This window comes from Haliscomenobacter sp., from assembly GCF_033763495.1.
Taxonomy (GTDB): Bacteria; Bacteroidota; Bacteroidia; order Chitinophagales; family Saprospiraceae; genus Haliscomenobacter.
This window is the reverse complement of record NZ_JANRKL010000082.1, coordinates 1-10,650: the sequence shown is the minus strand read 5'-3', so window position 1 is coordinate 10,650 and position 10,650 is coordinate 1. Positions and strand designations below refer to the sequence as shown.

At 48.3% G+C, this 10,650-nt stretch carries 10 protein-coding genes and 1 pseudogene; 3 read left to right on the top strand and 8 right to left on the bottom strand.

The window, feature by feature from the left end; translation table 11 throughout:
• Window positions 1-53: 53 nt before the first annotated feature.
• From SFV55_RS09000 to SFV55_RS08985, 4 genes are all read right to left on the bottom strand, one after another.
• Window positions 54-587, bottom strand: a complete 534-nt coding sequence (locus SFV55_RS09000; protein ID WP_320029158.1) for a protocatechuate 3,4-dioxygenase subunit alpha — start codon at window positions 585-587, stop codon at window positions 54-56.
• 2 nt (window positions 588-589) lie between these two features.
• Window positions 590-1,285, bottom strand: coding sequence for a protocatechuate 3,4-dioxygenase subunit beta (gene pcaH / locus SFV55_RS08995; RefSeq protein ID WP_320029157.1), 696 nt, complete (start codon window positions 1,283-1,285; stop codon window positions 590-592).
• 5 nt (window positions 1,286-1,290) lie between these two features.
• Window positions 1,291-2,460 (bottom strand): 3-oxoadipate enol-lactonase, encoded by a 1,170-nt coding sequence (gene pcaD / locus SFV55_RS08990; RefSeq protein WP_320029156.1) that lies wholly within the window; start codon window positions 2,458-2,460, stop codon window positions 1,291-1,293.
• Window positions 2,461-2,680: 220 nt separating this feature from the next.
• Window positions 2,681-3,859: a 4-hydroxybenzoate 3-monooxygenase gene (locus SFV55_RS08985; protein ID WP_320029155.1), complete on the bottom strand. Its 1,179-nt coding sequence runs from the start codon at window positions 3,857-3,859 to the stop codon at window positions 2,681-2,683.
• A gap of 163 nt (window positions 3,860-4,022) precedes the next feature.
• Here SFV55_RS08985 and SFV55_RS08980 point away from each other — a divergent pair, with 163 nt between their 5' ends.
• Entirely contained in the window at window positions 4,023-4,892 is an 870-nt protein-coding gene (locus SFV55_RS08980; RefSeq protein ID WP_320029154.1) for a helix-turn-helix domain-containing protein, read from the top strand.
• Here SFV55_RS08980 and SFV55_RS08975 read toward each other — a convergent pair.
• From SFV55_RS08975 to SFV55_RS08960, 4 genes are all read right to left on the bottom strand, one after another.
• Window positions 4,889-5,656, bottom strand: a complete 768-nt coding sequence (locus SFV55_RS08975; protein ID WP_320029153.1) for a DUF4279 domain-containing protein — start codon at window positions 5,654-5,656, stop codon at window positions 4,889-4,891. The genes SFV55_RS08980 and SFV55_RS08975 overlap by 4 nt on opposite strands.
• 52 nt (window positions 5,657-5,708) lie before the next feature.
• Window positions 5,709-6,434, bottom strand: coding sequence for a hypothetical protein (locus SFV55_RS08970; protein ID WP_320029152.1), 726 nt, complete (start codon window positions 6,432-6,434; stop codon window positions 5,709-5,711).
• A 19-nt stretch (window positions 6,435-6,453) separates the two neighbouring features.
• A complete protein-coding gene (locus tag SFV55_RS08965) occupies window positions 6,454-7,209 on the bottom strand; it encodes a hypothetical protein (protein WP_320029151.1) in 756 nt (251 codons plus the stop codon).
• Between the two features lie 149 nt (window positions 7,210-7,358).
• Entirely contained in the window at window positions 7,359-8,417 is a 1,059-nt protein-coding gene (locus SFV55_RS08960; protein WP_320029150.1) for a hypothetical protein, read from the bottom strand.
• Window positions 8,418-8,575: 158 nt separating this feature from the next.
• Between SFV55_RS08960 and SFV55_RS08955 the strand changes: the two genes are divergently transcribed.
• Both SFV55_RS08955 and SFV55_RS08950 read left to right on the top strand, forming a co-directional pair.
• The gene (locus SFV55_RS08955; protein ID WP_320029149.1) at window positions 8,576-9,616 is read left to right on the top strand and encodes an NAD(P)H-dependent glycerol-3-phosphate dehydrogenase; all 1,041 of its coding nucleotides are present in this window, start codon (window positions 8,576-8,578) and stop codon (window positions 9,614-9,616) included.
• Window positions 9,617-9,683: 67 nt separating this feature from the next.
• A pseudogene (locus SFV55_RS08950) lies at window positions 9,684-10,650 on the top strand (hypothetical protein); the annotation flags it as partial.

The following is a 10,650-nucleotide window of genomic DNA, read 5'->3' as shown; positions in this document are numbered from 1 at the left end:
CTCCGCTCAGTGACCGGATCGCTCGCGGCAGCCTCAACTCCTCAACCATTTTTCTATACATCAAAAAATACGGTTTCCAATTCGCCTTGCATGTGTACATCGAAATGGTACTCGGTACGCCCGTTGACGATCTGCTTTTGTGCAATGAGCGTGCTCCGGCGCTCAGCAGGTACGCTATTCAACACGGCATCCTGAGCATTTGTTGCCGCCTCGTCCGAGAAGTAAATCCGGGTATAAGCATGCACCAGCAGGCCGCGCATCAGTACGATCAACACCAAATGGGGTGCCTGCCCGTCATGACTTTGAGGCTTGATGGTTTCAAAGTGGTAGCGGTGCTTGGGATCCGTTCCAGTTCCGATGCGACCAAAAGCTTTGATGTCCGGTTGCCACAATTCCAGCATGGCATCGGGAATAGTGGCATTTTGGCCATCAAATACCCGACCTACAATGTGAATCCGGTCACCTGGCACATCATCCGAAACGAGTATATCATTGGCAATCTGGTCAAAATCATAACCGTATTGGGCGGCAGTAAGGCCATAGGCAAAGTAAGGCCCCACGGTTTGAGAAGGTGTTTGTAAGGCCATCTTTATTTGTTTTCGAAGGGTGTTTCATTGTGCCCACGCAGCACAATGTCGAATTGATAACCGAGGGCAAAATCAGGCTCCGTCAAATCCAGGTTAAATTTGGAAATCAGCAGTTCCCGGCTTTTTTCCGGCACCCCGAGGTAAATTGGGTCGTATTGCAAAAGGGGATCACCGGGGAAATACATCTGGGTAACCAGGCGATTCGTGATGTTGCGCCCAAACAGCGAAAAGTGGATGTGATTCGGCCGCCAGGCATTGGGGTGATTGCCCCAGGGGTAAGCACCAGGCTTGATGGTATAAAACTTGTAGTAGCCTTCGTCGTCGGTCAAACAACGGCCACCACCCAGAAAATTGGGGTCAAGTGGCGCAGCGTGTTGGTCTACTTTGTGGATGTAACGCCCGGCTGCATTGGCCTGCCAAACCTCAACGAGGGTATTGCGCACGGGTTGCCCCAGTTCATCAATGACCCGACCAGCTACCACGATTCGTTCGCCAAGTGGTTCAGCATTGATGATCCCGTTTTTGGTCAAATCATTGTCCAAGGCGCCAATGCTGTCCATGCCAAACACCGGGCCGCCGCGTTCGGAAAGGGTATGTTTGATCGGAATCAAGGGCTTACTCGGCGCACGCAGCACCGTTGATTTGTAGCCCGGAGATAAATAAGGCGGGTGTACGCTCCAATCTCGTTTGTTTTCCATAAAAGCTATGATTTTGTGGTGATTTTGTCCCCAAAAACACCTTTTGCAATTCTGATGGCGGAATTGCTGACGGGCACGCCAGCATATACAGCGATGTGTAACAAAGTTTCTTTGATGTCCTCCAGAGTGGCTCCAGTGTTGGCCGTGGCCCGAAAATGCATGGCCAGTTCTTCTTCATACCCCAGGGTCGCCAGTACCGCAATGGTAAGCATGCTCCGCTCCCGTTTGCTCAAGCCCGGGCGCGACCAAATGGCTCCCCAGGCATTGTTGGTGATGTATTCCTGAAAATCGCGGTCGAAATTGGTTTTATTGGCCTCGGCACGATCGACGTGGGCGTCGCCCAGTACCGCACGACGGGTCAGCATGCCTTTTTCGTACAAGGATTTGACTTCACTGTAGATCACAAAATCCAGGATGACCGTGGCCATCCGCTGGGGAGATTCTACACAAGGAATATGCCCGGCTTCGGGAATGAGTACAAAATCTGCTCCCGGAATGGCTTGGGCCATACTTTCCACCAAAGCTGGTGGAGTTGAACCATCAGCTCCACCACCAATACAGAGGCAGGGAAGTTCAATTTTGGGAATGTCCTGAGTCAGGTCATTGTCGCGGATCGCTTTGCAGGCCATCAGGTACCCTTCCAGTGGCGAGTGAGTCAACATGCTGCGACAGCCGTACAATTCCGCTGGCCTTTCCTGGTGGAATGCCTCCGAAAACCAGACCTTCATCACCATGTCGGCGATGCTGGCAATGCCTTCTTGTTGCACTTTTTCGATGCGGGTATTCCAGGATTCCAGGGTGCCAATTTTTGGAGCGGTATTGCTCAGGATCAGTTTTTCAAACCGTTCGGGGTGATGCACCCCTAGGTATTGACCAATGACCCCGCCGATGGATAAGCCGATGTAGACGGCTTTTTTTATTTGTAGCGCATCCATCAGAGCCACGGTAATTTCCGCGTAATCTTTGATTTGGAAATCGCGATCGGGCAGTCCCGAAAGGCCATGACCGGGTTTGTCAAAACGCAGGATATTGCCGTAAGGCTTGAGTTCTTCCACTACTTTGTCCCAAATCCGAAAGTCGGTCCCCAGTGAGTTGACGAACACGAAGGTGCGGGCCTGCTGTTGGTCCTGGTACTCGAAGTGAATGGGAATGTTATTTAGTGAGATCCATTCCATAGAATAAACTTGTAAAAGGTTAATACCCCACCTTCGGTGGAGTATTCTAGAGATTCAGCCACAAATGACACAAATTTCCACAAATTAAGGCACGAACTTCGTTCGTGTGGGGAGCACAAACGCAAGTTTGTGCCTTAATTTGTGGAAATTTGTGTCATTTGTGGCTGAATTATTGTTGTCGCGCATCGCCGAAGGCGAGGTGCTAAATTTTACCAATATTTTAAACATCCTTTAAGCCTACATAATTCTCGGCAATCGTTGTGGCTTGCGCCTTCGAGATGCCGATGTAGTCAAATTTAGCCTTTTGTAGCAGGTTTTCAAAAGAACCATGTTCAGCTTGTTTGTGGAAGAGGTAGGTCATGAAGTTGGAAAAGTCCTGCGCCCGCCAGATTCGCCGCAGGCAATTGCTCGAATATTGCTCCAATAAATCAGTTTGACCAGTTTCAAAAAAGTGAATCAAAGCCTCTGCCAACCAACGAATATCTGCTACCGCCAAGTTCAAACCCTTCCCGCCCGTGGGGGGCACGATGTGCGCTGCATCACCCGCCAAAAAGAGCCGACCGTATTGCATATTGTCGATCATAAAGCTGCGCATGGGGGTGATGGATTTTTCAAAAATCGGGCCGCGTTCCAGGGCCCAACCCTCGGCACCTAGGCGAATTGACAATTCTTCCCAGATGCGTTCATCCGACCAATCTTCAATTTTATCCTCATTGTCAACTTGAATGTACAAGCGGCTTACCGAGGGTGAGCGCAAACTGTGCAGCGCAAAACCCCGCTCGTGGTAGGCGTAAATCAATTCATCGGAGGAAGGAGCTACATTGGCCAAAATGCCCAGCCAACTAAAAGGATATTCGTGACGGAATTCGCGGTAGGAATCAGGGGGCATGGTTTTGCGCGAGAGCCCGTGGAAACCGTCACAACCTGCCACAAAATCACAAGACAAGGTATGTACCAACCCATTTTGGGTAAAATGAATGGTAGGTTGTTCACTTTCAATGCCTTCAATCAGGGTCGCATCGGCTTCAAAAAGAATGTCAATGCCTCGGTAGAGTGCGGTGGCGATCAGGTCTTTGACCACTTCTTGCTGGCCGTAAATGGTAATCCCACGGCCTCCGGTCAATTCATCAAAAGGCACCCGGATGCGTTGGCCGTTAAACGACAGGATTACACCGTGGTGTTCCAGGCCTTCCACATTCAGTCGATCGGCAGCACCCAAGTCGCGCAGGAGGTCTACGGTGTTTTGCTCCAGTAAACCAGCCCGGACGCGGTTTTCCACGTAGTCGCGACTGCGGTTTTCCAAAATGACACAAGGGATGCCGCTGCGTTGCAGCAAGAGGGCAAGGGTAAGGCCTGCTGGTCCGGCGCCGATGATGCCGATTCGGGTGTGGTGATGCATGTGATGTAGGTGTTAACTAGAAGCTATCTCAAAACCCCAATGGTAATCAAAAGGAGGAGTTTTTTGAAATAGTTTTCAACTACAAAATTAATGCTTCGCTTACAATGAAGAAGTGCTCTATATTTGTGCTTTTGAGCCATTTTTTTGTACAAATCAAACATTGATGCCAGCACAAAAGCAACTCTATGGCTTGTACGGCGAACCGCGGGATTTCGCCTTGCCAAATTTTATGCATTGTGAAACCATTGAATACCGTAGTAAAAAATACGATTGGCACATCGAGATGCATCGCCATGCGCATTTATTCCAGGTGTTTTTGTTTGAAAGTGGATTTGGACAATTGCAACTTCAAAACCAGCTAGTGGAACTTCGGGAGGCCTGTATTTTGATTTTACCCGAAAACACCCTGCATGGTTTTGTTTTGAGTTCGGATGTGCAAGGAATGGTGCTGACCTTATCGCAAGATTTTATCGAAACCATTTTTTACAAGTCCCCACAAATTCCGCTGGCACTCAATCAAGTATTGTTCTTGCAGGCAGAGGCAGATGCTGATCGGTTTAAACACATCACCCAACTCATTCAGCAATTGTACACAGAGTTGGTCCACGAATTGCCAGAAAAAAAACTGGTTCTGCAAAGTTATCTAACCCTTTTGTTGACGGAGGTTTTTCGCATGTATGGCGCTATCTCCGGTCAAAAAGAGACCAATGGCTCCCGCAGTACCGATTATTACAATGCCTTTCGGCAAAACATCCGCCAATCCCGCTCGCCACAAAAGTCCATCCAGGAATACGCCCGGGACTTGCGGATCACCGACGTCCACCTCAACCGGATTTGTAAACAGGTGGCCGGGCAAACGGCATCACAAGTGGTGCAGCAATTTTTTATCCTGGAGGCGGAGAAACATTTGCTGCATACGGAGTACAGCATCTCGGAGATAGCTTATTCCTTGAATTATAAGGATCCGGCGTATTTTTCAAGGGTGTTTAAGGGGGTGACGGGGAAGTCGCCGAAGGCGTTTCGGAGGGGTTAAATAGGGAACATTTCAGTGTGAAACTGCGCCCCAATTTCCCCAAGAAACAGCAGCGTTTCATTGTCCAAGATGATGTATAAATCCAGTGGGTCGCTCCAAAATACCACGTTTAGCTCACAGCTCAAGTCGGGATGTGCTTGTTTTAAGGCAATCAAGCGGTCTTTAATGGGCATCAAGCGGTTCACGATTTTTTGAATAAGCTTAGCCGAGACGGTGTTTGGGGTCATCGGAGTACGGATTTTCCAAATGGTCGTTTTTGTACCGTCGATCTCGTTATTATCGGTACCGCCGAATTCGTCGGGTTCCAGTCCAAGCCAATCCACAAAATCCACTTCTGTCAGGGTACTTGAACAGAGATCGAAACGAGCATAACCGGTACTGCTGATTGGCCTTTGTTTGCTGGTCATCAAGAATTTTTGCTCATAATAGCTCAGCACCCGATCAACGATAACATCAAAATCCGCAGTATCTAAATGTTCGATTGAAAGTTCAATCATTTTGGTTAAGGCTGCACCGGCTTCACCACGCCAGGTCCAATCCGGTGCACTTGCAATATTGATGATCCTGCCATCCACAAAAGTGAATGGATCACCAAAGTAGTCCTTAAATCCCTGGATGCATTTTACAATATCGTGGTGATCGTCAGTCGGCCAGTCTGTCAGCGCACTTAAAAAAAGCTGTGCAATGTCTTTGAAAATATGGTCGGTTTCATCTAGACGGACCAAATGTAACAGCGAGCGATAGGTGTTTATTTTAGGATTCATGTTCATTCAAATTTTATATCCCTCTAAATTTTAAGTAGGGATGTTTTGGCAGTCAGGGTTCCTTCGACTCCGACCAGGGCACCCAATCCAAAAGGTAAAGGGCGTCAGAAATCTCTTTGGTAAATTCAGGATCAGTGGTTTCAAAGTGATAAAAGCCCTGCTCAAGTAGCTCTTTTTTTGCCACGATCCAGCTCAAAAGTTTGTTGATGGAAGCAGGGGCAAATTCCTTGAAGTGAGATTTTCTTTCGATCAAATCGTGGTAGTTACTCCGGATGAAGTGAATCAAATTTCGGAAACTATGGTCATTGACATCAAAACTCCAGCGCTCGAGGAAAGGGTCTACATCACCGAAAAATGGGTATAAATCCTTAATTTGCAGCAAAACCCAGGTTTCTTTATTGGTAAGCGACTCCGTCCACCAGGCCAGTAAAAAGGCACGGATAGCGTTTTTTTCTGTTTCTTCCCAATCCTTCCATTTTGCGTACTCCAATTTTCCGAGCACAACCTCGTGACCATAGGCAAGGCCCGTGGTAGCAGAGAGTTCTAAAAGTCGGGGCAAAAAGTGTTTAAAATCTTCTACATCGCCCCAGGTGGTCATAGCCTTGAAGGAATAGTGGGAAGGGTCTTCGGATTCCATTAGGTTTAAGGCCTTGGCAGACAGTTGCTGCTGGTCTTGTGCAGTGACACAACAAGGACAGCCATCGATTTCTGGACGAAAAGAATATTGTGCAAAAATCGTGTAAAGATTGGTTATGGCGTTTTTAAGCTCTGGTGTCATTTTTCTTCTGATGCATTAATTATTTAAGCATCTCAAAATATCTACCATTAAACCGATATCGGGAAAAAAGTTCCGTCACTGCCCCATTATTCGCAATCACCGGAATAGCAATTATTTTCTTTTGCTCATCGTATTTGATCAACTTCAGTGGCCGTTCGGGGTGCTCCACTACGCTATAAAAATCGAACTCAAAGGAAATACTAGTGCTCATTTTTCCTTTGATATTGAACAACTCCACTAGCCGAAGCTCATTTTGCTCAATGAAAAATGCTTCCAGAGACTGCCCTGCATCAGCCGTAGAAAAAATGCCGTGGCTGACGGCGAGGTAGAACGTTTTTTGCCGCGTTTTTACCGGGTATATTTCTGAAAAAAAGCCCATACCACCAATTTCCTCCAAAAATATAGCCTCTCCTGACTGAAACTGGGCGATGCTCTTGAAGATATGGGCAGTTCCCCCCAACCAGGTATCCCAACTGTAGATGCGGAGCAAACCATCTGCTGATGTGGCGATGAAACAATGTTCTTTCAGTTGGACAAAGGGGTGTTTGAAGGTAGCCGGGTATTTTTCGAGATAGGTACTAATTTTTTCATCGAAACGCTGGGAATAGTATTGTAAGGAGTCATAGTCTATCCGAAAAAAGGAAGAGATCGAGGCGTAGGTTTCGACGAGGTCTTTTTCAATAGAGTCCAAGTTTTGGGTCAAAGCAGGAGTGGTGAGGAAAACTAAAGCCAGAGTCTTGGGAATTGACCAAAAATGGAGGACCAGCTTATTCATGGTATTTTCATTAGGTTTTAGGTGCAAAATTTCTGAAGTGTTCCTTTAGTGTCTCAGGTTTCTAAGGTGGTGAAGACATCCTCTTCGCGCTTGCGCGCAAGAGCTTTTATTTGAACCACCTTAGAAACTTAAGGCACTAAAGAGTCACCTTAGGGCAGCCACACCTCCAACTCCTTTATCTTCTTCCCATCCGCCCAAGTACCCAAGGATTTTTGTTCAACCGTATTCCCGAAGGCAAATTCACAGTTTTCACCCGCCCGCACGCAATCAATCAAGGCATCACCCCATTTCCAATACCCGTAATAATCCGCCGCATTGGTCTGCCCCACGAGGTAGCTGCGGTAAATGGTAGGATTGCGGAGGCCACAATCCAGCGATTCATCCAGGCTGTAACAGGCATTGTGGTGTGCCTTTACTGCGGGAGTCCCGTATTCGTCGGCGTATAGTTTTAAGAAGTTGCGGGTAGGCGTATTGACGGCCGTATTAAAAATGGTGCGTTGAAATTTTTCTTTCACTACCTGGTCGTCATTGCTGTTGACGATGAGTAATTTGGTATCAGCGGGCATATTGCGGTAGTCGTCCAGTTTGGCGCCGTTCATCGGGCCGGTTCCGGGAGCGCAGAGCAAAAGTCCCTTGGGTTGAGGGATACCATATTGTTTGTACTTCACCGCCAGGTAGGCAGCAGTAGCAGCGCCATACGAGTGGCCCAGCATGATCAGGGGGCCATTGATGGGTCGAACATGGTCGCCGGTTTTGAGGGCTTTTAGTGCGTCGCGGATTCCTTTGGCGGCGTTGGCGGGGAATTGTTCCGTGGGGGTAAGCAACATGTCGCGTTGGAAACGGGGGTAAATGACGATGTTGCCCTTCCGCACCAGGTGTTTGATCCAGCCACCATAGGCCATTGGGTTCAAGGCTCCATAACCGTGCATGAAGACGATGACATGGGCAGAATCGGGTTTGGGACTGGCGGGCTCAAACAACCAGTAACCATCCGTCTCACTGGCTGAGTCCCGCATGATGACTTCGGCATGCAGGTAGTTTGCACCACCAGGGCCGTCAGCAGGTTGGTTGGGCGAAGCCGGTCCATTGGTTTTGCGGGTCGACAAACCAAACAAACCTGCCACCAGCACAGTGCTCAACATGAAGCGTTGCGTCCAGGGGCCCATTTTGGGCATTTCAAACTTATTTCGGTTTATTCGCCAATTCATTTACCCTTGTTTTCTCTTACTCTGCAACGTTTGGGATTGGGTTTTTGTTTTTTTTAGCCTATTGTAAACTTTTTTCACTCCCTCCTCAAACTCCCCCACTCTTTTTTATATCAATCCAACCAATACACTTACTTTTACGCCAAATTGAAAAAGAGCGGATGCCAGATTTTCAGCAGACAGTTGGGGTAATTGGAGCGGGTACCTTTGGAACGGCCATTGCCAATCTCTTATCCCGTCGGGTAGATGTACTGTTGTTCAGTAGAAATCCTGAAACGGTTGAACGCATCAACCGCGAGCGTTCGAATTTTGGCCTCAAGCTGTCGCCGCGCATCAGCGCCATCAATGATGTGCAGGAACTGGCCGAAAAATGCACCCTGATTTTTCCGGTAGTCCCTTCAGATGGGTTTCGCAGCACCATGCAACGCATTGGGCCGCATCTCCGCCCTTATCACCTCCTCATCCACGGCACCAAAGGTTTTGACATCCAAGGCATCACTCCGGAACAAATGGACGAAGGGCTGCTGGAACCCCATCACGTGAGCACCATGAGCCAGGTGATTACCCAGGAAACGGTGGTGCGCCGGGTCGGATGCCTTGCTGGGCCCAACCTCGCCTCCGAAATCCTGGAAGGGCAACCCACTGCAACCGTAATCGGGAGCGTTTACGAAGAGGTCATTGAACTGGGTAAAAAAGTACTTTCTTCCGATGCTTTCCACGTTTTTGGGAACAACGACATCCTCGGTGCTGAATTGGCCGGGGCATTAAAAAACGTCATTGCCATTGGTTCAGGCATCCTGCGTGGCCGGGGTTTGGGCAAAAACCTACAGGCCATGCTCATCACCCGCGGGTTGATGGAAATGGTGCGATTTGGCCAGGCCATGGGCACTACCAACTCCGCCTTTTTTGGCACTGCTGGCATTGGCGACCTGGTGGCTACCGCAACCAGCAAAAGCAGCCGGAACTATACCTTTGGATTTCGGCTCGGGCAGGGGGAAAAAATGCAGGATATACAGGCCACCATGCCTGAATTGGCTGAAGGGGTTCGTACCCTGAAAATTACCTGGCATTTGGCAAATTATTATAAATTGCGCCTGCCCATCACTCAGATGTTGTACAACATCGTTTTTGAGGGGTACAATATCGATAAAGCAATCAAATATTTGATCACCTATCCATACGATGTAGATGTGGATTTTTGAGCCAATCAATAGACTTTAAAAATTAAAGTTCTAACCGTTCATTGGCCAGTTTTAAATTAATATTTTCATGAACCACCTGATTAAACAACTCATTCCTCACCTGATCGCCATCGTTATCTTCACCGGTGTATCGGCCTTTTATTTTGCGCCGCAACTCTCTGGTAAAGTTATGAACCAGAGTGACATCACCCAGGTGACGGCCATGATGAAAGAAATGAACGACTACAAAGTCAAAGAAGGTCGGATGCCCCTGTGGACCAACAACATGTTTGGCGGGATGCCTACCTACCAGATCGCCAGCGTACGCGATGGCAATCAAACGGGTTTGTATGACAACCTGCTGCAATTGTACATTCCCAGGCCCATTGGCCGTTTTATCTCAGCGATGTTGGCCTTTTACATTTTGATGGTGGTTTTGGGGGTTAACCGTTGGGTGGGCGTCATCGGGGCCATTGCTTTTGGTTTGACCACCAACAACCTGGTGCTTTTTGAAGCTGGACACACCTCAAAATTGGGAGCCATTGCATACATGCCACTGTTGGCTGCAGGTTTGTTGCTGGCCTTTCGAGATAAAAAATACCTGGCCGGGGCCTTGCTTTTTGGCATAGGTTCGGCTTTACAGCTCTGGGTCAACCACGTACAAATGACCTATTACCTGGTTTTAACCATGCTGGCTTTTGGCATCGCACAATTGGTCGATTCCATCCGCAAGGGTGAAATTGTACACTTTGCGAAGGCTGCTGTCTTCATTATTGTATCGGGTTTGATCGGTGTGGGTACTGGTGCTTCCAACCTGCTTACTACGCTGGAATACAAAGAATCCACCATGCGGGGCAAAAAAATTCAGGCACCCGTTCCGGGAACACCTGAAGCTAAAAACCCGGTAACAGAAGGTTTAGGATTTGAATATGCTACCCAATGGAGCAACACAACCATTGACTTGCTAGCCACGCTCATTCCTAGGGCAGCGGGAGGTAGTAATGCCGAGCCCATTGGAGCTGATTCAAAAACGATGACTTCTTTATTGGCTCGGG

Excerpts from the sequence above, each read along its gene's own strand:
- SFV55_RS08955 (WP_320029149.1), top strand. The coding sequence starts at position 8,576 with ATGCCAGATTTTCAGCAGACAGTTGGGGTAATTGGAGCGGGTACCTTT.
- pcaD (WP_320029156.1), bottom strand. The coding sequence starts at position 2,460 with ATGGAATGGATCTCACTAAATAACATTCCCATTCACTTCGAGTACCAG.
- SFV55_RS08965 (WP_320029151.1), bottom strand. The coding sequence starts at position 7,209 with ATGAATAAGCTGGTCCTCCATTTTTGGTCAATTCCCAAGACTCTGGCT.
- pcaH (WP_320029157.1), bottom strand. The coding sequence starts at position 1,285 with ATGGAAAACAAACGAGATTGGAGCGTACACCCGCCTTATTTATCTCCG.
- SFV55_RS08985 (WP_320029155.1), bottom strand. The coding sequence starts at position 3,859 with ATGCATCACCACACCCGAATCGGCATCATCGGCGCCGGACCAGCAGGC.
- SFV55_RS08975 (WP_320029153.1), bottom strand. The coding sequence starts at position 5,656 with ATGAATCCTAAAATAAACACCTATCGCTCGCTGTTACATTTGGTCCGT.
- SFV55_RS08960 (WP_320029150.1), bottom strand. The coding sequence starts at position 8,417 with ATGAATTGGCGAATAAACCGAAATAAGTTTGAAATGCCCAAAATGGGC.
- SFV55_RS08980 (WP_320029154.1), top strand. The coding sequence starts at position 4,023 with ATGCCAGCACAAAAGCAACTCTATGGCTTGTACGGCGAACCGCGGGAT.
- SFV55_RS08970 (WP_320029152.1), bottom strand. The coding sequence starts at position 6,434 with ATGACACCAGAGCTTAAAAACGCCATAACCAATCTTTACACGATTTTT.
- SFV55_RS09000 (WP_320029158.1), bottom strand. The coding sequence starts at position 587 with ATGGCCTTACAAACACCTTCTCAAACCGTGGGGCCTTACTTTGCCTAT.